The 24,667-nt window shown below is 51.9% G+C and carries 21 protein-coding genes and 1 pseudogene; 10 read left to right on the top strand and 12 right to left on the bottom strand.

Translation table 11 applies throughout. From position 1 onward, the window contains the following. Positions 1–77 precede the first annotated feature (77 nt). From TON_RS01090 to TON_RS01075, 4 genes are all read left to right on the top strand, one after another. Positions 78–758, top strand: coding sequence for a metallophosphoesterase (locus TON_RS01090; RefSeq protein WP_012571167.1), 681 nt, complete (start codon positions 78–80; stop codon positions 756–758). 118 nt (positions 759–876) lie between these two features. Then, positions 877–1,584 carry a PrsW family intramembrane metalloprotease gene (locus tag TON_RS01085; RefSeq protein ID WP_012571166.1) on the top strand — a complete coding sequence of 236 codons (708 nt, stop codon included), beginning with the start codon at positions 877–879 and terminating at the stop codon, positions 1,582–1,584. Then, entirely contained in the window at positions 1,577–1,783 is a 207-nt protein-coding gene (locus tag TON_RS01080) for a hypothetical protein (protein WP_012571165.1), read from the top strand. The genes TON_RS01085 and TON_RS01080 overlap by 8 nt, the downstream gene beginning before the upstream one ends. A gap of 19 nt (positions 1,784–1,802) precedes the next feature. Continuing rightward, the gene (locus TON_RS01075; RefSeq protein ID WP_012571164.1) at positions 1,803–2,246 is read left to right on the top strand and encodes a hypothetical protein; all 444 of its coding nucleotides are present in this window, start codon (positions 1,803–1,805) and stop codon (positions 2,244–2,246) included. A 44-nt stretch (positions 2,247–2,290) separates the two neighbouring features. Here the strand turns inward: TON_RS01075 and TON_RS01070 are convergent, their stop codons facing one another. The 6 genes from TON_RS01070 to TON_RS01045 form a co-directional block, all read right to left on the bottom strand. Continuing rightward, on the bottom strand, positions 2,291–2,641 hold the full coding sequence (locus TON_RS01070; RefSeq protein WP_012571163.1) for a DUF1667 domain-containing protein: 351 nt from the start codon (positions 2,639–2,641) through the stop codon (positions 2,291–2,293). Further along, entirely contained in the window at positions 2,638–3,894 is a 1,257-nt protein-coding gene (locus TON_RS01065; RefSeq protein ID WP_012571162.1) for an NAD(P)/FAD-dependent oxidoreductase, read from the bottom strand. Before TON_RS01065 ends, TON_RS01070 begins: the two co-directional genes overlap by 4 nt. Further along, positions 3,891–5,381: an NAD(P)/FAD-dependent oxidoreductase gene (locus tag TON_RS01060; protein WP_012571161.1), complete on the bottom strand. Its 1,491-nt coding sequence runs from the start codon at positions 5,379–5,381 to the stop codon at positions 3,891–3,893. Before TON_RS01060 ends, TON_RS01065 begins: the two co-directional genes overlap by 4 nt. Before the next feature lie 202 nt (positions 5,382–5,583). After that, on the bottom strand, positions 5,584–7,065 hold the full coding sequence (gene glpK / locus TON_RS01055; RefSeq protein WP_012571160.1) for a glycerol kinase GlpK: 1,482 nt from the start codon (positions 7,063–7,065) through the stop codon (positions 5,584–5,586). Positions 7,066–7,124: 59 nt separating this feature from the next. After that, positions 7,125–7,874 (bottom strand): glycerophosphodiester phosphodiesterase family protein, encoded by a 750-nt coding sequence (locus tag TON_RS01050; protein WP_012571159.1) that lies wholly within the window; start codon positions 7,872–7,874, stop codon positions 7,125–7,127. Next, complete coding sequence (locus TON_RS01045; protein WP_012571158.1) at positions 7,858–8,595, bottom strand: glycerophosphodiester phosphodiesterase family protein; 738 nt, start codon at positions 8,593–8,595, stop codon at positions 7,858–7,860. The genes TON_RS01050 and TON_RS01045 overlap by 17 nt, the downstream gene beginning before the upstream one ends. 86 nt (positions 8,596–8,681) lie before the next feature. On the opposite strand from TON_RS01045, the gene TON_RS01040 reads away from it, so the two are divergent. The 3 genes from TON_RS01040 to TON_RS01030 all read left to right on the top strand — a co-directional run bounded on the left by TON_RS01040 (position 8,682) and on the right by TON_RS01030 (position 12,291). Continuing rightward, on the top strand, positions 8,682–10,007 hold the full coding sequence (locus TON_RS01040; protein ID WP_012571157.1) for an SLC45 family MFS transporter: 1,326 nt from the start codon (positions 8,682–8,684) through the stop codon (positions 10,005–10,007). A 94-nt stretch (positions 10,008–10,101) separates the two neighbouring features. Continuing rightward, a complete protein-coding gene (locus TON_RS01035; protein WP_012571156.1) occupies positions 10,102–11,412 on the top strand; it encodes an MFS transporter in 1,311 nt (436 codons plus the stop codon). 9 nt (positions 11,413–11,421) lie between these two features. Next, entirely contained in the window at positions 11,422–12,291 is an 870-nt protein-coding gene (locus TON_RS01030) for an alpha/beta hydrolase (protein WP_012571155.1), read from the top strand. A gap of 221 nt (positions 12,292–12,512) precedes the next feature. Here the strand turns inward: TON_RS01030 and tmk are convergent, their stop codons facing one another. The 3 genes and pseudogenes from tmk to TON_RS01015 form a co-directional block, all read right to left on the bottom strand. Next, entirely contained in the window at positions 12,513–13,130 is a 618-nt protein-coding gene (gene tmk / locus TON_RS01025; RefSeq protein ID WP_012571154.1) for a dTMP kinase, read from the bottom strand. Positions 13,131–13,238: 108 nt separating this feature from the next. After that, positions 13,239–13,946, bottom strand: coding sequence for a phosphohexomutase domain-containing protein (locus TON_RS01020; RefSeq protein ID WP_012571153.1), 708 nt, complete (start codon positions 13,944–13,946; stop codon positions 13,239–13,241). Positions 13,947–13,956: 10 nt separating this feature from the next. Further along, positions 13,957–14,703: pseudogene (locus tag TON_RS01015) on the bottom strand (sugar phosphate nucleotidyltransferase). Positions 14,704–14,841: 138 nt separating this feature from the next. On the opposite strand from TON_RS01015, the gene TON_RS01010 reads away from it, so the two are divergent. From TON_RS01010 to TON_RS01000, 3 genes are all read left to right on the top strand, one after another. Continuing rightward, positions 14,842–16,719, top strand: coding sequence for a phosphoenolpyruvate carboxykinase (GTP) (locus TON_RS01010; protein ID WP_012571150.1), 1,878 nt, complete (start codon positions 14,842–14,844; stop codon positions 16,717–16,719). Between the two features lie 110 nt (positions 16,720–16,829). Continuing rightward, a complete protein-coding gene (gene malP, locus TON_RS01005; protein ID WP_012571149.1) occupies positions 16,830–19,331 on the top strand; it encodes a maltodextrin phosphorylase in 2,502 nt (833 codons plus the stop codon). 136 nt (positions 19,332–19,467) lie between these two features. Beyond that, positions 19,468–20,754: a sodium-dependent transporter gene (locus TON_RS01000; RefSeq protein WP_012571148.1), complete on the top strand. Its 1,287-nt coding sequence runs from the start codon at positions 19,468–19,470 to the stop codon at positions 20,752–20,754. Between the two features lie 51 nt (positions 20,755–20,805). Here the strand turns inward: TON_RS01000 and TON_RS00995 are convergent, their stop codons facing one another. From TON_RS00995 to TON_RS00985, 3 genes are all read right to left on the bottom strand, one after another. After that, positions 20,806–22,527, bottom strand: coding sequence for a glutamate--tRNA ligase (locus tag TON_RS00995; protein ID WP_012571147.1), 1,722 nt, complete (start codon positions 22,525–22,527; stop codon positions 20,806–20,808). 284 nt (positions 22,528–22,811) lie between these two features. Further along, positions 22,812–24,206 carry a DNA primase DnaG gene (dnaG, locus tag TON_RS00990; protein ID WP_012571146.1) on the bottom strand — a complete coding sequence of 465 codons (1,395 nt, stop codon included), beginning with the start codon at positions 24,204–24,206 and terminating at the stop codon, positions 22,812–22,814. Next, positions 24,203–24,604 (bottom strand): toprim domain-containing protein, encoded by a 402-nt coding sequence (locus TON_RS00985; RefSeq protein WP_012571145.1) that lies wholly within the window; start codon positions 24,602–24,604, stop codon positions 24,203–24,205. The genes dnaG and TON_RS00985 overlap by 4 nt, the downstream gene beginning before the upstream one ends. Between the last annotated feature and the right edge of the window lie 63 nt (positions 24,605–24,667).

Here is a 24,667-nt window from a genome sequence, read left to right as displayed (position 1 = left end):
GTTCCATCAATGGCCAGATTTAAAACCTTTTCGGTTCCCCTAACAAAGTTTAAAAGCCGGAGGTTGAACCTCCTACCATGAAGCCAGAACCCCTCCCCGACAAGGCCCTCCGATTGGGGAGCGCACTCATCATAGCGGATCTCCATCTAGGCTACGAAGTCAGTATGGCGAGGGAAGGCTTTTATCTTCCGAGGGTCTTCCATGAGGTTGTCGGTCAGCTTAAAACCCTCCTCAAGAGGGAGAAACCAAAAATCCTGATAATCGACGGCGATTTGAAGCACTCATTCATTCCTGAGTGGCGAGAGAGGGAAGAGCTCAAAACCCTCGTGGATGAAATCAGCCCGCTCGTTGATGAGATAGTTCTTGTAAGAGGAAACCACGACGTGGGAACGCTCTGGCTTAAAGAGTCCGGCGTTGAAATCGTTGACGAGCTTGAACTTCACGGCTGGAAGCTTGTTCATGGGCATAAGCTCGTGGAGGGGGAACGATTTATTATCGGCCATGAACACCCAGCAATAAGGCTACGCGACGAGGTAGGGGCGCTCATAAAGGTTCCTGCCTTCATTATGAGTGACAATCTGGTCGTTCTTCCTGCCTTCAGCCCCTGGGCATACGGCAACGATGTTCTGCGCGAGATAGTGTCCCCTTTCCTGAGAGCGTACGATGTAACAGGCTCGAGGGTTCTTGTGCCCTTAGAGGATGACCTCCTTGATTTTGGATCCCTCGGAAGATTGACTCAAGTATTAAAGAACCTTTGAGGTTGACATTTTAATATTCCCATACCCTACTCCAACTAGGAAGCTCTTGTAGGAGGCCCTTGCCAGATGCTAAACCTTTAAATTTCCAGCTTTCCATTCTTTTTTGGTGAGCAGCAATATGGACGTGTTGAGTGCACTTGTGTTCTTCGCCTACGCTCCTGCGCTTGTCATACTCTGGTACTTCTATCACGCGGACAAGTTCGAGCCAGAGCCCAAAAAATACGTCATAGGCACATTCATCCTCGGCGGAACGCTCTCCGTTGGAATAGCGTACATTCTGGAGATGTTTCTTACTATTGGCGGCAGGGTGGATCCGGTACTCCCAACGACTGCCTTCTATGTGGCTCTCGTCGCAGGTATCGTGGAAGAGCCAGCCAAGGCCTTGGCGATTAGGTGGCCGTTCAAGGCAGGCCAGATGGACGGCATAATGGACGGCCTTGTTTACGGAGTCGCCGCTGGCCTCGGCTTTGCCGCCACGGAGAACTTCCTGTATGGCCTCGGTTACGGCATTCCGGTCACGATTGTGAGAGGATTCTTAACGCCCTTTGCCCACGCCACGTGGAGCGCAATAATTGGCGTTGGCTACGGCATGAAGGCCGAAGGAAAAGTGGACTCGGTGGGCCCGTTCTTCCTGCTGGCCATCATCCTGCACTTCGTCTGGGACTACTACGCCTTCCTAAGCTACAACGTGGCGGCATACCACATAATGTTGATTCTGTTCATTATGATCAACTTGGCGATACTGCGCTACTTCCTCCTGATGGGCCAAGCGGAGGATGCCAGTAGGGTATGGTACTACTGGTTCAGGAGGGGTGGGTATGAGTGACAAGCTTAACGAGGCCCTCTTTGAGGCGAGGCCTTACGTGGAGTACTATGAAAAGCTAGAAAACCTTGTAAAAAGGCTCTGGACGGAGGCAGCGACCGAGGAGAACTTCCTTCGGCTCCTGAATGAGGAGATTGAGCGTGCCGAAGAACCCTTCAGAACGGATCTTAGGATATTCCTCCAGAAGTTTGAGGCGCTTTGATTCTTTCTTCCCTTAGACGTTGAAGCTTATTGGAGTGTTTGTCAGGGTTTACTGGCCTTCAACTGATGATCTAAGACAGCTCAACGACCCCCATATTATAGCCATGGAACTCCAGAAAAATCCGAACTCAAAAACATTGGATTTCAACAACGGGACTTTAGTGGTAGAGTTGTCATGGGATGAGGAGGGAGAGTTCTTAATAGTGCACCGCAAGATAAGGGCCATCTACGAAAAAGGAACCCTCGTAAGGGTCTCCAAAAGCATCGTTCATGAGCTCAACTATGATCCCAGCAAGTCTAACGTCCTTGTGGACTACGTTAACACCTACACTACGTATAAGATCGAAGAAACCTACTGTTGGCAGGTCTTCATAAGCTGGTGTAAGTTTGCGCTTAAAGAGTATCTGAAACACAAACTCAGGGAAATTCCGTATCCCAAGCCCCGGGATAGGGAACCTTGGTAGGCATGATTTCACTTTTTGTAATTGAGGAAATACCGAGTGAGGGGCTAGGCGCCCCTCGTTGCGACTATTTTTACCCCTTCCCATTCGGCTATAACTTGACTGATTTCCACCGGAGCCTCCACCTCCAGCTTTGAAAGGAACTCCATCAGCTCTGGGATCTTCTCCTTCGGTACCGGTTCTGCGGTCTTAACACTCACCGTCGGCAGGGCACCGTTCCTGACCTTGATGACGCTCATGACTACTCTCTTCGGATTGGTAACCTCCTCGATGGCCCACTCCTTGCCCCTTGGACAGGTGTATCCCTTGATCTCGCCGATCTTGCCGTTCTCAACCTCGACCTCCAGTGCACAGCCGAGGGGGCAGACAATGCAGGTAAAGCGGTAGGTCTTCTTCATAGCGGCACCACCTCCATGGTGATGCCATCCCTGGCCTTCGCGATCTCCTCCTTTCTCAGCTTCATCCTGAGCATCTCCGCCGGCTTGACCACTGGAAGGCGGAGCTTTTTGCCTATCTCTGGGAAACGAACCTCGACGTTCTCCATCGGTTTTGAAACGCGCGCGTATATCCAGACGTCCCTCTCGCCGCTGAGATAATGTGGAACCAAAAGCCTGACGTTCTCGCCTTTTTCCAGCTTAATCCAGCGCCTCGTTGGTATCCCCTCGTTGTCTATGAAGAGCTTCGCACCCTCCGCGGCAAGTTCACCCTGCTCGGCAACGTAGTCCACGAGGTCGTTTATAATGACCGAGTTTCCAGCGGCAAATATTCCCGGAACACTTGTCTCAAAGAGGTCGTTAACGACAGGTCCTCCTGTTGTCGGATCTATTTCAACCCCGATGGCAGTGAGGAGTTTGACGCTTGGCACAAGGCCGGCCGAGATTATCAGTGTGTCAGCCTCAATCCAGAACTCCGTTCCTGGGATTTCCCTTAGATTCTCATCAACTTTAACGATCTTAACCCTCTCGACCCTCTCCTTTCCTCGGACTTCAACGACCTTATGGCTCAGATATAGCGGAATATCGAAGTCCCTGAGTATCATTATGTTCCTGGCCAAGCCTCCGGGATAGGGCATCAGCTCGATTACGGCCTTGACCTTTGCTCCCTCAAGGGCAAAGCGGCGCGCCATTATTAGTCCAACGTCGCCTGAACCCACGATGACGATTTCTTTTCCCAGCATTACACCGTAGATGTCCATAAGCGTTTGGGCCTCTCCTGCGGTGTAGATTCCCGCTCCCCTGTCTCCGACGATTCCTATCTCAAATGCGTGCCTCTCACGCGCTCCGGCGGCGTAGATTATAGTCTTTGTCCAGACCTGATAGGCTCCGCTTGGAGAACTAAATACAACGACTTTCTCGAGGTCTGAGTAGTTTTTAATCTCCAAAACCCTTGCGGCCGTCCTGTAATCAACGCCGAGCTCCACAAGCCTCTTAGCGAAGCGTGCCGCAAACTCCGGCCCGGTGAGCTCCTCTTTGAAGTAGTGCAGTCCGAAGCCGGGATGTATGCACTGGGGCAGGATACCGCCAAGGTAGTCGTTGTCATCGAGGAGGAGAACTTTAAGTCCAAGTTCCTTTGCCCTTACGGCGGCCGCCATTCCTGCAGGCCCACCGCCAATGACGACAACGTCGTAGTTGAGCATTGGAAGGTCGTTCATGCATCCTCACCTCTGAAGAGAACCTTAACGTCACCTATACCGACCTCGCTTCCCTTTCCTTTCAGTGTAACCTCCCAAGGCCCGACACCGTACTCCCTCGCGAGGAGCTGGATTATTCTCGGCCTGCAGAAGCTTCCCTGACAGGTTCCGGTCGTTGCCTTGGTTCTGAACTTGACGGAATCGACGCTCGGAGTCTTTACACCGATGAACTTCATTCTCTCTATTGCCTCTAGAACATCCCCCTCGCTAACGCGGTTGCATCTGCAGATAACCTTTCCGTAGGCGGGGTCTCTTTTGACGACCTCGTTTATTTGAGCCGGCGAGAGCATGAAGAAGTGGGTGATTTCCTTCCTGTAGGGATTCCACTTCCTCTTTTCAACGAGTTCTATTCCAAGGTCGTGCCGGATTATTTCGGCCACTTCGTAGGCTATCGCAGGGGCGCTCGTGAGACCTGGAGAGCGAATTCCGGCGACATTTATGAAGCCCCAGACTTCCTCTTCGGCCTTTATTATGAAGTCTCCACCCGTTGGTTCGGGCCTCAGACCGGCAAACGTTCTGATAACCTTGCTTCTCGGCGGCAGCTGGGGCCAGAGCTTTTTCGCACCTTCCCAGACCTGTTCAAGTCCTTCCCTTGTGGTCGCCAGGTTTTCCTTTTCCTCGGGTGGCAAGTCTTGGGCGTTCGGTCCTATCATAAGGTGCCCGCTGATCTCTGTTGTGACAACTATGCCCTTGCTTATTGGCGTCGGCGTCGGGAAGAGAACGCGCCTCGGTCCGGGAATGCCCTCATCAAAGAGGAAATACTCACCCTTCCTCGGGTGAATCTCGAAGTAGTCTATTCCAGCCATTCTGGCTATCTCGTCGGCGTAAAGTCCGGCAGCGTTAATAACTATGTCCGCCTCTATGAAGCCGTTCTTCGTCTCAACACCCTTAACCTCACCGTTCTCGACCTTTATCCCGGTAACTTCGGTCTCGAGGTGGGTTTTGACGCCGTTGGCAACTGCGTTCTCGACTATCGCTATAACCGCTGGAATTGGACCTATCTGACCCACTATTGGAACCCACAGCGCTCCGATGGCTTCCTTCGTGAGGTTAGGCTCAAGGTGGAAGAGCTCTTCCTTATCGACTATCCTCATCTCGGGCACGCCGTTCTCCCTTCCACGCTCCAAAAGTTTCTCAAGCTCGTCGAAGTCCTCTTCCTTCGTTGCCACTATCAATGCTCCGTTCCAGACGTGGGGAATTTCTAGCTCCTTGACCCACTGGTGCCAGAGTCTGTTACCACGGATGCACAACTTGGCCCTCATCGGGTACTTTTTCGGATCGTCATCGTAGCCGCCGTGGATTAAGGCTGTGTTGGCCTTGCTGACGCCCCAGCCGACGTCTGGGGCTTTCTCAATCAGATGCACTTCAAGGTTCTCGTACCTGCTCAGAACGCGTGCTATGCTTGCGCCGCTTATTCCCGCGCCGATTATGGCAACCTTGGTTTTCATATTTTCTCCCTCCGAGTTAACTTGAGAAAGGACTTTCACCGTTTTAAAGCTTTCTTTAACCTCAGGTTTGGCCCAAAAGGGAGGAAAGAACAGTTCCGGGCATAAAGGGGGGGAGCATTAGTGGACATCAATCGAATGAACATATATGGCGTTCGGGTTCACTTCTCCTTAAAGATGAAAGAAAAAACGGGCCATGCCTTCGTCAAGCATCCACAACCTTGGCCCAGCCCATAGCCCTCTTTACTGCTTCCTTCCAGCCGCGGTAGAGCTTCCTGCGGGTTTCTTCGTCCATCACTGGCCCGAAGACCTTCTCTGCCTTCCACAGACTCTTTATTTCTTCGAGGCCCTCCCAGTAATCGACGGCCAGTCCCGCCAAATACGCCGCCCCCAAGGCAGTAGTTTCCTTCACGACGGGCCTGACGACCCTCCTGTTGAGTATATCCGCCTGGAACTGCATCAGGAAGTCGTTCGCTGTTGCTCCCCCATCGACGCGGAGCTCCTTTATCCCCACGAGTCTCTCCATCTCCTCGACCACGTCGCGCGTCAGGTAGGCTATGGCTTCCAGCGTCGCCCTGGCGAGATGCTCCCTACCAGTTCCGCGCGTTATGCCAATTATCAGCCCCCTCGCGAACTGATCCCAGTAAGGGGCTCCAAGGCCAACGAAGGCAGGAACGAAGTAAACCCCCTCGTTACTCTGCAGCTTCCGGGCGAGTTCCTCCGTCTCCGGCGCGCTCTTTATGATTTTGATTCCGTCGCGGAGCCATTGAACTGCCGCCCCTGTTATGAAGACGCTCCCCTCAAGGGCATAGGAGACTTTTCCATTTAACCCCCACGCTACCGTGGTGAGCAGGTTATCTGAATAGCGGACGGTCTTGCCAGTGTTGGCCAGGATAAAGTTTCCGGTTCCGTATGTTGCCTTAACCATGCCCGTCTCAAAGGCGGCCTGGCCGAACAGAGCTGCCTGCTGGTCGCCCGCGTCGCCACTCACGGGAATTTCAGCACCGAGAAGTTCTTTCTTTGTGTAACCGTAGATTTCACTCGACTCTTTGACTTCGGGCAGGACGCCCTCGGGAACCCCAAAAATTTCGAGAAGCTCGTCGTCCCATTCGAGCTTCTTGATGTTGAAGAGCATTGTCCTGGATGCGTTTGAGTAATCCGTAACATGCTCGCCCGTGAGGCGGTAGATGAGGAAGGTGTCAACCGTTCCGAAGAGAACCTCGCCTTTCTCGGCCTTCTCCCTTAGGCCAGGCACGTTGTCGAGGAGCCACTTAAGCTTGCTGGCCGAGAAATAAGCATCCGGAACTAACCCTGTCTTCTCCTTGATGACCTCGCTGTATTCCCGCTTTATTTCTTCGACCATCTCAGCGGTTCTTCTGCACTGCCAGACTATCGCGTTGTGGAGCGGCTTTCCGCTTTTATCCCAGACTATCGTCGTCTCGCGCTGGTTGGTAACGCCTATCGCCGCTATCTGAGTTGGCTCGATTTTGGCCCGTTCGATAGCGGTCTTTATCGCCCTGAACTGGGCCTCCCATATCTCGTTCGGGTCGTGCTCGACCCAGCCAGGTCTGGGATAGTGCTGGGGAAACTCGTACTGACCAACGCCGAGAACGTTGCTCTCCCTGTCGAAGATTATGGCCCTGGCTGAGGTAGTTCCCTCATCAAGCGAGAGAATGAACCTGTCCATCTCTGTTCACCAGTGATGAGAAAAGTAAAAGATGGTATATTAGGGCTTCGGTCGTTGCCTTACCTGAGTCCCAATCTCCTTAAGTACTCAATCATCCTCTCAACGTCATTCGCTATGACGATCTCGAAGAGGCCCTTCAGCTTGGCCAGGTTATCGTCTTTGTAGAAGAGAACGTCGTTCTCCGTCCAGAGGGCGACCTTGAGGCCCATCGAACGGGCCCAGTGGAGTGCCTGAACAGTCTTCTCGAGGCCAATTACTGGAATGGCCTCCATTGGGACGTTTATCGACCAGAGGTCGAGCTCTTCCTTGAGCTTCGGTATGAGGGGTACAACTTCCTCCCTGTCTATGAGCAGCCCCATGGCCGTTTCCGTGTCATGCTTCCGGTATTCCCTGAGTGCCTCAATCTCGAAGGAGGATATCATGACCCGCTCGGGATCGTTCTCGCTAACTATTCTGGCAACTTCTCTCGCTGTATCGACGTCCTTGAGCTCGACGTTAATCAGTGCATCCTTTGGAAGAACCTCAAAAACTTCCTCAAGCGTTGGAATCCTCTCGCCCATGCCTATGTCCGCCTTCTTGAGCTCCTCCAGCGTCATTTCTTTCTGCTTTCCGCTTAGGTTGCTTGTCCTATCTATGCTCTCGTCGTGCATAACTATGACTTTTCCATCCTGGGTAAGCCAGACGTCGAGCTCGATTCCATCTGCCCCGGCTTCCACGGCCTTTCTAAAAGCCAGGAGGCTGTTTTCAGGGTATTTGCTCATGTACCCGCGGTGTCCGAGGACGATAACCCTATCACGTTCCCATAGCATTGCCATCGCCTCCAGCGAATAGACCTTTGGGGTAAAAACTTTTTCTCAATCTGGCAGGGTCGTCCGAGATGACTGCGTCCACAAAGGGGAGAAGCCTCGGGACCCAGTAAAGCTCGTCCATCTGGTAGTTCCAGAGGTAAATCCTCGTTCCCCGCTTCCTTAGGGTTCTGAGGAGAACCACCAACGCTTTGTAGCCGACGTAACCGATGGTATCAATCGGCACGTGGACGGAATAGAGACCTTTCAGTCCGGCAAGATGGGCAATAGATGAGTAGCTGACTATGGAAAAGCCCACCTTGCAGGATGGACATTCCTTTATGAGGTGTTCTGCGATTTCTCTGTTTTCTGTTGAAAAAACTACGTTTTCAAGAATCCCAAACCTTTCAGCGAGCCCCAGGGTTCCCTCCACAGCATCTATCTCTTTCAGGTCAGCGTTGAGTAAGGCCCCAGAGAATTCCCTAAAAACGTTCCTGACCGTTGGGATGAGCCTCCCGTTGGGATGTACCCTTCGCAGCTCCCTCAGGCTTAGCTCCCGGATATACTGATAAGAACCGTTAGCCTGAAAACCCTCGTCGTGATGAACCACAAGCTTTCCGTCGCCTGCGACTCTCACATCGAATTCTATTCCATCGGCGTATCTGAGCGCCCTTCTAAAGGCGGGAAGCGTGTTCTCAAGCCTTCCCTTGAAGCCCCTGTGTCCGAGGATCATTGGTGGTACCATCGCCACTCCCACATCCGCGGAGACCAAAAAACCTTAAAAACTCAGCGTTCCGGTTCATTGGAGGCTAAAATAGATGGGTGATGAACATGAAAGACTTCAGGTACAGCAGGATATTTATCCTTGGTTTTGGCTTCTTTGGAATAAGCATCATCTGGGCTCTCTACAACGCTTACGTACCGATTTTCCTGCAGGATACATTCCACCTCAGCAAGACTGTTACTGGCTTTATCATGACGATAGACAACCTATTCGCGGTTTTGCTCCTCCCTTTCCTTGGGGCTTTAAGCGATATGACGCGCACCAAACTCGGAAGGAGGAAGCCTTACATTCTCCTCGGTGCACCTTCGGCCGCTCTTATGTTCGCGCTCATTCCCGTGGCCAGGGAATACGAAAGCCTTGCCCTCTTTATGGGAACTATTATATTCATGAACTTCTTCATGGCCCTCTTCCGATCGCCGGTCATAGCATTCATGCCGGACATAACGCCAAGTGAAAAGAGAAGTCAAGCGAATGGAATAATTAACTTCATGGGCGGCCTTGGTGCCCTGCTCGCTTACTTCGGCGGTAAAGCCCTTTATGATATGAACTACGCCTATCCCTTCTATCTTGGTGCGGCGATAATGCTCCTTGCCAACCTGCTCGTGGTCCTTTTTGTCCCCGAGCCCGAGGAGTACCGCGTCCCTGGGAAGAAGCTTGAGCTCAAGAAGCTTCTCAAGGAAACAACCAGAAAGAGCTCCGGCGAGTTAAAGGAGAACCTCAAGGACGTCTTCGCGAGTAAGGAAAGGAGCCTCTTTGCAATCCTTGTGGCGATATTCTTCTGGTTCATCGCCTTCAACTCTCTGGAGACCTTCTTCACGAGCTACGCCAAGTATCACCTCAGAATTGATGAGAGCACTGGAGCCTTCATGCTGGGGGTCTTCTCGCTTAGCTTCATGATATTTGCCATTCCCGCCGGTTTCATGGGTGGTCGCTTTGGAAGAAAGAGGACAATAACCCTTGGCCTTCTCATAGTCGTTGCTATAATGCTCTTAGCTTACCAGCTCGGTGAAAGCTCGAAGCCAGCCAGCAGCTCCCTCAACGACCCGGTAGTGATGAGCTTCATGGGACTGTTCTTCGTCGGCGGCATAGGCTGGGCAATGGTCAACGTCAACTCCCTGCCGATGGTTGTCGACATGACTACCGAAGAAAAGCTCGGTGGCTACACGGGTCTTTACTACTTCTTCAGCCAGGCTGCAAACCTTGTGGCACCGCCCCTCTCCGGAGTATTCATAGACGTGGCTGGATATAAAACGCTATTGCCCTTCGCGACGCTGTTCTTCATACTATCAATGATAGCCATGCAGTTCGTCAGAAGGGGAGACATTGTCAGGGGGAAGGGCAACATCTACGACTACGTACCCGATATGGACTGAGCCCTTTTCTATTCTTACTTTTCCTTAGTCCGCCAAACCGAAAAGGTAAAAACTCCATTTTAACATAAAGGTGTCAAAATAAGGAGGTGAAACCATGAACAGGAAAGGCTTCAGCTGGAGTGTTGTTCTCGGTCTGGCCCTGCTCGGATTCAGCAGGAGCGTCGGCTGGGCACTGAATAAGGGCCTCTCCTTCCCGCTGCTTTCGAGCTACACACAATCGGCCTTTGTGAAAGGAACGATTTTGGCTTTCGAGGGTTTCATCGGTCTGTTCATCCCCGTTCTTCTCGGCTATTACAGCGATACGCTCAAATCAAGGCACGGAAGGAGAAGGCCATTCATTATGGTGGGTGGTCTTCTGGCAGGAATAGCCGCGTTGATGATCTACACTGCCTACGCCATGGGAGTCCCACTCTGGGGCTTCGCACTGACGCTGGGATTTTTCTACCTCTCGATGCACCTTTACACAGCACAGTATAGGGCTTTGATGCCCGACACCATCGAGAGCGGTCAGAGGGGTAAGGCCAGCGGAGTTATCACACTCCTCGAATGGGCCGGCAACCTCTTCCTCTTCGGCCTTGCCGGCTACCTCATAGCAAAGGCCGTGGCCGAAACTGGTGAGAGCGAAGGGATAAAGGCCCTTGCACAGACGCCCTACCTCAAGGTTCCATTCCTCGTTACGGCTTTCTTCCTCATAGGTGCGGCCCTCTTCGTTTACTTCATCGTTAAGGAGCCCGAAGCACCGGAGATTGAGGAGAACGAGAGCCTCAAGGATTACCTCAAGAGCATCGTCGAAAACCGTGACTTCCTCAAGTTCTACGCGGCCCAGACACTCTGGTGGATGAGCTTCGAGTTCATAGCGATTTTCCTCTACGGTATCTTGGCGTACATCCTCCACGGCTCGGCCAGCGAGGAGAACGTTAAAGCTGTGACCTCCCTCGGTCTCTATCTCATGGCACTCTTTAATGTCACTGTTCTGCTAGGTGCTCTCCCGGGAGGTCTCATCTACGACAAGCTTGGCAGGAGGCTCAGCATAATCCTTGGCGGCGTTATCTTTGCACTACCGCAGCTCTGGGGCTGGTTCATAACAAACCAGACGGAGATAGTGATAGCCCTTGGAATAGCGGGAATCGGCTGGGGAATCCTGATGGCAGCCTCTTACCCTGTTATCGGCGATCTGCTTACCCACTATGAAAAAGAGGCCTTCACTGGCAGATACTATGGCTTCTTTGAGGCGACGCGCTCCCTTCCGGTGCTGCTGGCAGGAATAGTCGGCGGTGCCATAGTTGATCTGGCCGGCGAGAACTACAGAATACTCTTCCCGATAGGCGCAATCCTCGTGCTCTTGGCCATGCCGATGATATGGCACATGAGGAACCTCGAGGTCAGCAAAGCAGAATCAGAGTGAGGTGATAGCATGGGCTGGCTTATTGGCCTTGGGATCCTTATCTTCCTCTTTATTCTCTTCGTCGCATTCGTCGGCTACAAGATGGTGAAGCCCCCCCGGCTTGTGGAAGACTGGACACCCCGAGATTTTGGCTTCGAATACGAGGACGTTGAGTTCACAACTGAGGACGGCCTGAAGCTCAGCGGCTGGTGGATCGACAATGGGAGCGAGAAAACGGTTATCCCTCTTCACGGCTACACAAGGAGCAGATGGGACGACGTCTATATGAAACCGGTTATCGAGTTCCTCCTCGTGGAGGGCTACAACGTCCTTGCCTTCGACTTCCGGGCTCACGGAAGAAGCGAGGGAAAGTACACGACCGTTGGTGACAGAGAACTGCTCGACATCAAAGCCGCCATTGGGTGGCTCAAGGAAAACCATCCGGAAAGGGCCGGGAAGATAGCCCTCGTCGGATTCTCCATGGGTGCCATAGTGACGATACGCTCGCTAGCCGAGATTGAAGAAGTCTGCTGCGGTGTTGCAGATTCACCCCCGATGGATCTCGACAAGACAGGGGCGAGAGGTCTCAGGTACTTCGCCAACCTTCCTGAGTGGCTCTACATCTTCGTCAAGCCTTTTACAAAGCTCTTTAGCGGCGGCAGGGAGTTTCACCCGCTGAAATACTCGGACAGGATCAGAAAGCCACTCCTACTGATAGCCGGCGAAAAGGATCCACTCGTCATGGTGGATGAGGTTAGGGAGTTCTACGAGAGGAACAGGAAAATCAACCCCGACGTTGAGCTGTGGGTTACAGATGCTCCACACGTCAGAACATTGAAGTTCCATCCAGAGGATTGGAAGGCAAAAGTGGAAGAGTTTTTGAGGAAGTGGATGGCTTGAGAAGCTTTTGACCCTCTTTTACCTTTTCCTCGTGAAAAAGTGGCCTCGGCTAACCCTCTTTTCCTCACCGCTCAGCGTGGCTAACGCTCGTCATCGGCCGAGAAGAGTTCGCCTCAAGGTTTAAAAAGAATCCGCCGAAGAAAAGCGGGGGATGAGGAGCGTTTACCGGTCTGAGACCGCGCTCCGTGCGGCACATGATGACATCGGCACTGGCCGACCCCTTACCTCTTGAGGAGCTCGTGCTCGACCAGGGCCACGATGTCGTTGTGGATGTCTTCCACGCTTGCCAGTGCGTTCACTATCCTCATCTCGGGGAACCTCTCCGCGAGCTTGAGATAGTTCTCCCTGACCTTCTTCTGAAGCTCTGCTATCTTGTCGAACTCCGTCTTTATGCTCCTGCCGTTTATGCGCTTCATGCTCTCCTTGACCGGCAAATCAAGCAGAATAACGAGGTCAGGCCTTACGGCAAAGCGGTTTAAGTCAATCAGCCACTCGAGATCGAGACCGCGAGCCCATTGGTAGGCGAGTGAGGAGTAGAAGTAGCGATCTGAAATAACGATCTTCCCTGTCTTGAGGGAGGGTTTTATCAGCTTATGGACATGTTCAGCCCTGTCGGCCGCGAAGAGGAGCGCCTCTGCTTCGTGGCTTATTCGAGCGCCATCTATTATACCTTCCTTACCACCCGTTAGGACGAGCCTCCTGATGAGCTTTCCAAAGGCGGTATCGGTCGGCTCTTTCGTCAGAACAACGTCGTAGCCTTTCTTTTTGAACCACTCCGCCAGAAGCCTTGCCTGAGTTGATTTGCCTGCACCATCGATGCCTTCAATGACAATGAACATTCCCACAGGTGCCACCCCCAAAATGAACGGGAGAGGTATAAGGGACTCCCCTTTTAACGCTTTTCTCTTTGGATTTTTTAAAGGCTTTAAAAGAGAGAGTAAAAAATCTCAAAGGTTCTTCTTCATGTGATCGAGGAGCTTCCACATGCTGCTAAACTCAAGCTCTTCGCCATCTTTGTATAACTCGACGACACCTTCTGGCCTGAAGCGCAGTCCAAAGTCGTAGTCCCCCTTGTTCAGCTTATGAAGGAAGACCTCCTTCGGTTTCGGCGGTAAATAGCTCGTCATCATGTCGTTTATCAGCTCGACCTCGAAGCCGAAGTGGTCGCTTATCCGTGGGAAGAAGAGCACCGCGGGGGTGTTCATTGCATCCACAAGGGCTTTGCCCTTAACGCGGAAGTTGTAGTGCTTGAATATTTCGTGCAGGAAGTCGTCGAGAGCGTTGGGATAATAGACTGTCGCGCCAATGTCGTTGGGCTGCGCTTCTATGAAGCTCTTGCTCTCGAGGATGGCTTTTATTTCCTCGCTGTCTATGCCACTGACGTAAACCCTAACGCCGCCGTAGTAGTAGACGTAAGCCAGAGGAAGACCCTTCCTGTGTGCAAAATCTTTGAGCGCTATGAGGGGAATGAGCCTGACGTCCATTATGGTCGAGCCGGTGCTGACTATTCCGACCACCATTGCCCTCTTTCCGTATCGGGAAATCGCTCTGCCGTCCCTTCCGACGATTATGGTCCCGTGGGATATCGTTCCTATGGCCCTTCCAAGAAGGGCAAGCTCCTCGGGGTTGAACCTCTGGGAGTAATACACTTCCACATTCACCACCTCAGTCAGGCAGTATAATACTTTCCCTACCAATCCTCGACTCCACCCAAACCTTAACGTTGGAGCAGATCTTGCCGAAGTCTTCGATGAGCGTGTTATCACCTATAAGGCTTCCGGACTGGATAATCACGCCCTTACCTATGTGAACATTCTCGCCTATTATGACTTCCTCAATCTCGACACCTTTATCTATGAGTGACATTTGATAATATCACCAAACGCTCTATTTTAACGTTTCTGCCGATTTCCACATCATCCCCGAGTAGGGCGAAGCCCCTTATCTCAGACGAATCTAATGATTCAGCCGTTGTGGTCTATTATGGTTACGCCATACTGCGTTGGATCTTCAACTTTGGACAGTGCTATCGTCGCGAGGCCCTTTTCCTGATGTAGTAATTGTAGAGCGCCTTGAGGTCAAGGTTCGTGAGCACATCACTGGAAACGACGAAAAATGTCTCGTCTATGTGAGTGACCACCTTTTTATCACACCTGCCGTCTCAAGCTTGACGTTCTTGCCGTTGGATTAGTGTATCTCAACTCCTCACTGACTACCCTCGCCGAAGTACTCCATGATGCGCTTCTTGAGATAGCCAAAGAGAATGTATATCTCCTCAACTCCGGCTTTGATGAGGTTCTGGAAAGTGTACTCCATCAGCAGCCTGTTGAAGAACGGTATCATGGACTTTGGTCTGTAGACTGTGAGCGGAAGTAGTCTAGTTCCCTTCCCCGCCAGAATAACTGCCTTCATTCCATGCACCGCTGGACTATCCAGAGGTCGATATACTCTGCGTACGGGGACATGACTGAACTCATAAATACACTGATGAACGAGGTTTACCAAATAAACTATTTAAGACATCGTTCAACTCTTTCTGGAGGCGATAACATGAATGCCCTCGAAAGGCTTGAAAAGCTCCTCGATAAAGAGCAATTTGAGAAGATTAAAGCCATCGACAATCCAGAGCTTCACAAGTTTTTGGTGGAGTGGATTGAGTGGCTTGAACCAAGCAAGGTTTTCGTCTGTACTGACAACGAAGAGGACGAGTTCTACGTCCGCTGGAAGGCGCTCTACTACGGTGAGGAAAAGATTCTCGAGACACCGAACCACACCGTCCATTACGACAACTACTACGACCAGGCCCGCGACAAGGCCAATACTAAGCTCCTCGTTCCTGGTGGAAAGAAGATTCCCTTCCTCAACACTAAGGATAGGGACGAGGGGTTGAAGGAAATCCGCGAGCTGATGAAAGGAGTTATGAGGGGTAAGGAGCTCTTCGTGTGCTTCTTCGTCCTTGGGCCGAAGAACTCGGTCTTCACGATTCCTGCCGTCCAGCTCACGGATTCTGCTTATGTAGCCCACTCAGAGTTCATCCTTTACAGGAAGGGCTATGAAGAGTTTAAACGTCTCGGAAGAAGCGCACGCTTCTTCAAGTTTGTCCACTCAGCTGGGGAGCTCGACGAGAGGAAGACGAGCAAGAACCTCGATAAGAGGCGTATCTACATCGACCTAGTTGATGAGACCGTTTACTCTGTCAACACCCAGTACGGCGGTAACACGATAGGCCTTAAGAAGCTCGCTTTCAGGCTCACCATCCAGCGCGCCGTTAGAGAGGGCTGGCTCAGCGAACACATGTTCCTGATGGGAGTAAACGGTCCCAACGGCAGGAAGACCTACTTCACCGGCGCTTATCCCAGCATGTGCGGAAAGACATCCACCGCCATGATATCCTGGGAGAACATCGTCGGCGATGATTTGACGTTCATCGTACCCATGAACGGAATAGCCCGTGGAGCAAACGTCGAGAAGGGTGTCTTTGGCATAATCCAGGGCGTCAATCCCGAAGACGATCCGATAATCTGGCAGGTTCTCCATTCGCCCGTCGAGATAATCTTCTCCAACGTCCTCGTCAAGGACGGAAAGCCCTACTGGAACGAGATGGGCGTACCAATACCAGGCGAGGGTGAAAACCACAGCGGGGAGTGGTGGCGCGGAAAGAAAGACGCCGAAGGAAACGAGATTCCGCCGAGCCACAAGAACGCTCGCTTCACAGTCAGCCTTGAGCACTTCCCGAATGTTGACCTTGAAGCGCTTGAGGCCCCCTGCGGCGTCGAGGTTGGTGGCATGATCTTCGGAGGCAGGGACAAGGACACATGGCCGCCAGTCAGGGAAGCCTTCGACTGGAAGCATGGCGTCATAACGATGGGTGCTGCTCTTGAGAGTGAGACAACCGCCGCAACCCTTGGAAAGGAAGGAGTTAGAGCCTTCAACCCGATGGCTATACTCGACTTCATGAGTGTTCCCCTCGGCGAATACATCGAGAACTACCTTGAGTTCGAGAAGAAGCTCAGAAAAGCCCCCAAGATATTCGCGGTGAACTACTTCCTCCGCGATGAGGACGGCAACTGGCTCAACCATAAGCTCGACAAGGCAGTCTGGCTCAAGTGGATGGAGCTCCGCGTTCACGGCGACGTCGATGCCATAGATACTCCCATAGGCTACATCCCGAAGTATGGGGACTTAGCAAGGCTCTTCAGGGAGGTTCTCAACAAGGACTACAGCAGGGAGGACTACGAGAAGCAGTTCACCATTAGGGTTCCGGAACTTCTGGCGAAGATAGAACGTATCGAGAAGATCTACCGCGAACAGGTTAAGGAAGCTCCGGAGGAGCTCTTCCAGGTTCTCGAGGAGGAGAGGAAGAGGCTGCTCGAGGCCAGGGAAAAGTACGGTGACTATATCAGCCCCTTCCAGCTTGAGAAGGCATGAGCCCTTCTCTTCTTTTCCTTCTCCGGGTGCACTTTTCTGGGTACTCCCAAAACCCTTTTTAACCCCACTCTCCACATAGTATCACCGAAAATGATACATAGGTGGTCGCCATGGCCGACGTTGAAACTCCCACCCACGATTTAATCAGGGAGAAGCTTCCCCATCCCATCAAGGATTTGGCTGATCTGGCCTACAACTACTGGTGGAGCTGGAACAGGAGGGCAACGAGGCTCTGGGAGTATATTGACCCGGTACACTGGAGGGAACACAAGAATCCGGTTAAGCTCCTTCTCGACGTTTCCGAGGAGCGCCTCGAGGAGCTTCTGAAGGACGACGACTTCATGAACCTCTACGAGCTCGTTATGGAACAATTCCGGGATTATATGAATCCAGATTCGACCTGGTTCTCAACCAACTACCCCAAGTGGGACAAGCCCATAGTGTATCTCTGCATGGAGTACGGCATAAGCAGGACTCTGCCCATATACTCTGGTGGTCTGGGGATACTCGCTGGTGACCACGTGAAGACCGCCAGTGACCTTGGCCTGCCTTTCATAGCAATAGGTCTGCTCTATAAGCACGGCTACTTCAAGCAGGAGATAGACAGAGACGGAAGACAGATCGAGATCTTCCCAGAGTACAGGCCAGAGGAGATGCCGATAAAACCGGTTCTCGGGAAGGATGGAAAGCCACTCCTTATAGAGGTCCCCATAGAGGACAGAATCGTTTACGCGAGGGCCTCGGAGGTTGAGGTTGGAAGGGTGAAGATATATCTACTGGACACCGACGTTCCCGAGAACAGCGCGGACGACAGAACCATATGCGACTACCTCTACAATGCCGAGATAGACAAGCGCATAAAGCAGGAGATACTTCTAGGAATCGGTGGAATGCGCCTGCTTAAAGCTTTGGGCATTGAACCCGGCGTTGTCCACCTCAACGAGGGGCATCCAGCCTTTGCTAACCTTCAGAGGATAGCCTGGTACATGGATGAAGGGTTGACCTTTACCGAGGCGTTGAGTATTGTCAGAGGGACTACGGTTTTCACCACGCACACCCCAGTTCCAGCGGGCCACGATCGCTTCCCAATTGAGGAGGTCAGGAAGAGGCTCGCCAAGTTCCTTGAGGATAAGGACGAGAGACTCCTGGAGCTCGGCCGTGAGAGGGATGAAATCAACATGACCTTACTGGCCATAAGAACTTCCAGCTACGTCAACGGCGTCAGTAAGCTCCATGCCGAGGTAAGCAAGCGCATGTGGCAGAATCTTTGGCCCGGAGTTCCGCTGGATGAGATACCCATCGAGGGCATCACCAACGGCGTACACACCATGACCTGGGTTCACAGCGAGATGAGAAAGCTCTTTGACCGCTATCTCGGAAAGGCATGGCGCGAGCACACGAACATCGAGGGTCTGTGGTACGCCATTGAGAGGATTCCCGATGAAGAGCTCTGGGAGGCCCATCTTAAGGCCAAGAGGGAGTTCATAGAGCTACTGAAGAGGAAGATTAGGGCGAGGAACGAGAGGCTTGGAATAGATGATCCCCTGCCAGAGATAGACGAGAACGCGCTCATCATAGGCTTTGCCCGGCGCTTCGCGACCTACAAGCGCGCCACCCTACTCTTTACGGATATTGAAAGGCTCAAGAGACTTCTGAACAACCCAGAGAGGCCAGTCTACATAGTCTTTGGTGGAAAGGCCCATCCAATGGACGAGGCCGGCAAAGAGTTCCTAAAGAAAGTCTACGAGGCCTCTCAGATGCCCGAGTTCAGGGGCAAGATATTCGTCCTTGAGAACTACGATATGGGAAGTGCAAGGCTCATGGTGGCCGGAGTTGACCTCTGGCTCAACAATCCGCGCAGGCCGATGGAAGCTAGCGGAACGAGTGGAATGAAAGCCGGGCTGAACGGAGTGCTCAACGCGAGCATCTACGAGGGCTGGTGGGTGGAAGGCTACAACGGCAGGAACGGGTGGATCATTGGAGAGGAGAGTACGGAGCCCGAGACCGAAGCCGACGACATAAAGGACGCAGAGAGCCTCTACAATCTGCTGGAGAGGGAAATAATCCCAACCTACTACGGCAACCGCGGGAAATGGATTTACATGATGAAGGAGAGCATCAAGAGCATAGCCCCGCGCTTCAGCACTCACAGGATGGTCAAGGAATACATGGATCGTTTCTATTCCAAGGCTATGAGTAACTACATCTGGCTCACGAGGGGTAACTACGCCGGTGCCAAGGAGATGGCCGCATGGAAAGACCGCGTTATCAGTGCATGGAACAACGTGAGCATCGAAAGTGTAGCCATAAAAGATGGAAGCAGACTTGAGATCCTCGTCTACCTCGATGAACTTAAGCCCGAAGACGTCCGTCTTGAGCTCTACTACGGCGTCCATGCCGAGGAGCAACGCATAGAGAAACCGCATATCGTTGAGCTGAGGCATCCAAAGGAGCTCGGGGGTGGGAGGTGGCTCTACACCTATGAGGGAAGTGCTCTGAGGCACCTCGGTAATTCCTGCTGGAACTATGCGATAAGGATTTACCCCCACCACGAAAAGCTACCCCACCGGTTCTTGCTCGGATTGGTGAAGTGGAGAGGTTTCTTTGAGTGAGTCTTCCCCATTGTTTCATTTTTGGCAAAATTTACTCCATAAACTAGAAGTAAGAACTTTTAGACGTTCCTCGTGGGAAGTCATATTTTTAACCTCAAACGTCCATTGTGGGATATACAAACCAGGGGGTGAAACCATGGATGAAATTAAGAAGTGGACAATATACCTGATATTCCTTGTTGCCGGATTCGCCACTGGAGCAGGTAGCATCGGTCTATTCCCGCAGTTCTGGCTCCAGTACGGTTTGACTGGAATGGTTGTGCACTTAGTATTCCTTGCAATACTAACGTATGTCGCAATACTCGAGGCTGAGACCGTCATGAAATCCGGCTACTACTTCGTTGAACTCTACAACAAAGTCTCAAAACGGCCCGCTATGGTGCTCTCAATCTTCGCTGCCATTGCAATGTTCCTCTCGTACTACACCGCCAACACCATGCTGACCGTTCTCTCACCGGTTCTTGGAACAGGAACCGTCGCCAGGCTCATAGCCAAGATACTGATGTTTGCTATAGCCTTCGTTATCCTCACTAGGGCTAAAGAGAAGACCTTCGCAATCATGGCGATAGGTTCTGTGATATTTGTCGTCGCGGTTACAATAACTACGGTTGCGTTCAAGGTACAGATATCTGAGGGTGCCACCTACCTGGCAATGGCCAAGCACATGCTCGTTGCAAGGCACCCAATAACACTTGACCTCATAAAAGCTGCCGCTGAAAGGGCAATCTACGGTGTTGGACTTGGATTTGCATTCTACTTGATGCTCGGAAGCTTTATCAACGAGCGCTTCAACGCGAAGGTAATCATTGGGGTTGGAATCCTGGTTCAGCTTTTCATCGGGATTCTATCAACGATAACTGTTGTCTATGCAATTGCTCCCACCACCCCTGACAGGCTTCTCCAGTATGTCCATGGTGGTGAAGAAGGTGCTATTCAGCTCATGGGCGAACTGCCACACATCCTTGCGGACTATCCGACGCTGATACTCCTCATAGGAATCTCTGCGTTCTTTGCAGGTATCACCAGTCTGCTGCCAACTGCGGAGATCGGTCTCCAGATAGTTGAATCAACCCTTAGGGTGAGCAGGAATAAAGCTGCTGCCTATCTTGTAGCTGTGGCCCTTGCAATAGGCGTAATAGACTCCTCTCCATCAACAGCAGACATGGTGCTCAAAGCAGTGAGTGTGACAACGTTCTTCACGGCAATTTTTGAGCTCTATCCAGTGCTGGCTTCCAAGGAAAAACCATCAACTTCAGCCCTCGCAATGGCTGGAATAGCAGCGGTGCTGTTCCTCGTTGGTGGTCTCTACGCCCTATTTGCAGTCTTCAGGGCTGGCGGCGTCTACGTTGTCTCGGGAATCATTGCCGCGGTAGTGATTCTGTTCGGTCTCTTCGGCGACAAACTTGTGCCCGAAAAGGCCTGAATAGGCCCCATATCCTTATTTTTGTTTTGCCATGGAAAATAAAAGAAGAGGTCACTTGTGGGCGAATATCGCCACCACTTTCTCGGGTGTCACATCATCTATCCTTACAAAGCCGAAACGCTCAAACTGGACAACGTCATCAACCTTGACGTTGGCGTCACTCTCGAGCAGGCCTTTTCTGACTATCAGCTCGTCGCCCTGCGGAATGAGAACCCCACAGGCCCTGCCTTCAGTGACCCAGTGCACCATCCTCCAGCGGTTTTCTCTGGCGATTTCGTACTCAATACTGTGGAACCTGGCTTTTATGCCTTCCTCTGAAACTTCAAGGATTTCCACATTGAAGAGATCCTTGAGACGGACGAAGCTACCCGGTTTGAACAGTTCCATATCATCCTTGGAAACGTAGACGGGCCTGCCTGGCTCGAACTTAAGCTTTCTGACTCCCCTGTCCGGATGATCCGGATGCAGCGGTATCTCTGCCACGAATTCTTCATCGTAGCCTTCAATATACATCGGTATCGGGTCGGCAACGAAGAAGTAACGGTTGGCTATTGGCTCGACTATGCGCCTGTTTATGGCAGCAAGATTGTCCCAGCTTATCGTCGTGTCGCTCCTCTTAAGGCCGACTTCTATAATAAGCTCTCTTATAGCCTCCGGCCTTATACCGCGCCTTTTGAGCGCCCTTATGGTTCCAAGCCTTGGATCGTCCCAGCCGAAGTATTTGCCTTCATCTATTCCCTTTCTAGTCTTAGACTTGCTGAGAATAACACCCTCAATTGAGAGCCTGCCGTGGTGAACGGTGACAGGATATTCCCAGCCAAAGTAGTCATAGATGTAGCGCTGTCTTGTCTCGTTCTCGGCGTGCTCCTGACCGCGGAAGATGTGCGTAACGCCTAGTTCATGGTCGTCTATGGCTGAGGCGAAGTTGTAAAGCGGCCAGACGCGGTACTTATCACCGGTTCTTGGATGGCTCGGGTTGTCGATTATCCTAAGAGCGGGCCAGTCGCGAACGGCTGGGTTCGGATGCTTAAGATCTGTCTTTATTCTAACCACAGCTTCGCCTTCTTTATATTCGCCGTTGAGCATCTTTCTCCAGCGCTCGAGTTGAACCTCTACCGGCTCTTCCCTGTGAGGGCAGGCGATTCCATTGTCCCTCAGCTCGCGGAACTTCTCCGGCGGGCAGGTGCAGACGTAAGCCTTACCCATCTTGATGAGTTCTTCTGCGTACTTGTAGTAGATTTCAAGCCTGTCGCTGGCTATGTGGATTTCGTCAATCTGGAAGCCAAGCCACTTGAGGTCTTCGATGATCCACTCGTAGAACTTAGGTTCGGGTCTTTTGACCTTTGGATCAGTGTCATCGAAGCGGAGGATGAACTTGCCGCCGTAGAGCCTTGCGTACTCGTGGCTTAGGATAGCAGCACGAGCGTTACCGAGGTGGAATGCTCCGTCAGGATTAGGGGCGAAACGGGTAACCACCTTACCCTTCTCTGCCTTCGGGAGGGGCGGAAGGCCTTTCTTTTCCTCTTTCTTTTCCTTCTTTGCCTCGAAGAACTCTGGATAAATCTCCTTCAGCTTTGCTTCCTGTTCTTCGATGTCCATTCCATTGACCTGCTCCACTATCTGGTTGACGAGTGGGATTATCTCCTTTGCTTTGGGCCTAAGTTCCGGGTTCTCGCCGAGAACCTTCCCTATCACAGCCTTTGGGTTGGCCTTACCCTTGTGGCTGATCGCATTGATGAGCGCGTACTTCATAATCAACTCTTCCACGTTCATTCTCCTCACCGGGAGAAGAAGGGAGGGAGGAGTTATAAAGTTACTCCCCTTCGCAACGTGGTTCTTCCTTCCGTTTCTCTTGCGGCAGGAGTATCTCCAGGAACACCATGGCTAAACCGAGGATTCCGAAGAACATGCCTCTGTTATTGCTCATTAGTATCCCAAAGAGAATGAAACGAAACTCCCAAAGAGCATCAGCTCAAGACCCTCATCCATGGAACCACCAGAAGATTCTACCCAAAAAAGTTGAAAGTTTTGTGATGGGAAATAAGAAGGTGCGGAGCTCACTCCGCAAAGGTCACTATCTTGAGATTGACAGGCCTTCTGACGACGTTGTACTTCCTCGCCCCGACAAGGTACTTTACCCCGCTCTCGCTGACTGTGTCGATGAGCCTCTGGGTTATGACGCCGTTGAAGACGACAGCGTAAACGTCCTTTCTTTCCTTGAGCTGGTTGGTGAGCTCTCTGACGGGTATTTCCGCTATGACGCTCTTGTCTTTGTCGAGTAGGAGCGCCATCGAGTCTTTGGAGCTTTTGACCTTTTCGATGAACTCGCCGAACTCGTCCAGCTCGCTCGGCCTGGGCTGCTGAATCGGCTTGACTATCTTCTCCTCCCTCTCCTTAGGCTCAGGCTTTTCTATTGGCTTTGGTGCAGGTGCTGGAGCTGGTGCAGGTGCTGGCGGTTTGACCTCCCTTACCTTCTCCTCCCTGCCGTTCTTGGCCCTTTCCTTCTCCTTTATGACTTCGTAGAAGTTTCTACCCTTGTAGAATATCTCGGTTATGACCTGCTCAGCAGGCACCTTGCTCCTAAGTGCTTTCACTATCTCCTTCTTGGTGAGCTCCTCGACTTCTTTGCCCTCTGGTGCTCTGGCGACGTAGTCAACATCTGCGACCTGAAGGAGCTCCTTAAGGATGAGCTCTCCACCGCGATCGCCGTCGGTGAAGGCGGTAACGATGCGCTCCTTGCTGAGCTTTATTATGGTCTCCGGAACTGAGGTGCCTTCGACGGCTATGGCGTTCTTTATGCCGTGCTTGAGCAGGTTTAGTACATCTGCCCTTCCCTCAACGACAATGATTGAATCAGAGAACGGTACATGCGGTCCGGCGGGAAGCTTCTCCGGCCCATACTCTATGAGCTCCTTAGCCCTTACGGCCTTCTTGACTTCCTCTGTGAGCTCCTGGGTCTCTGGGATTTCCTGCTCCATCAGGGTCTCGAGGATCTCCTTGGCCCTCTCGATAATATATTTCCTCTTGGTTGCCCTGACGTCCTCTATGCGGAGAACCTTTATCTTGGCCTCGGCTGGACCGACCCTGTCTATCGTCTCAAGAGCAGCCGCCAAAATGGCCGTCTCAACCCTATCAAGGCTCGAAGGAACGGTTATCGTTCCGTAGGTCTTTCCAGCCTTTGCGTGAACCTCAACCCTTATCCTTCCGATCCTTCCGGTCTTTTGAAGCTCCCTTAAGTCCAGATCGTCACCAAGAAGACCTTCAGTCTGACCAAAAATAGCACCAACAACGTCGGGCCTTTCAACAATTCCGTTTGCTTCAAACTCGGCATAGATTACATATTTGGTCGTTCCAAATTCATCTTTGGCTGACATACTACCACCCTCTTTCCGTTTTTCAAACTTCTGCTTTTCAGCTAAAATGTGGTGAAGCACTGTCTTTTTCCTCTTCATCGAATTCCCTCCAAGTGGGGGTCAGAAACGGAGATGACCTTAAGATAGAGGCCATAGAGGTCCTCAATCCCCTTAATGTCCTTCTTTGCTATCCTTTTGAGCTCCTTCCGCGTCTCTGAATCGACTCTGCAGGGATACCCCTCCAGATAGCGGAGGAGCTTCCTTGCAAGCTCTTCGCCCTTTCTGTCGAAGTCTGTAAGTATCATGACCTCTCCATATGATGACGCGATGAGCGCGATTTCTGATAGTGGGAGGCGTGAAAGTCTTATTATCTCCGCCCTGACCCCCAAATTTCTCAGAGCCACCTCGTCTCGCGGGCCCTCAACTATGATGGCCCCTTCAAACTCTCGCAGTTTGTCTATAAGCTCCTCGAATCTTTTATAGTTTTCGGCGTACATGTTGCCGTCGTGCTGATAACGAACGAATGGGGTTATAAGTTTATTGGATAATTTTTGACGCTT

Origin of the sequence: Thermococcus onnurineus NA1, from assembly GCF_000018365.1 — an archaeon.
GTDB classification, from domain to species: Archaea; Methanobacteriota_B; Thermococci; order Thermococcales; family Thermococcaceae; genus Thermococcus; species Thermococcus onnurineus.
This window is presented reverse-complemented; position numbering and strand designations above follow the sequence as displayed.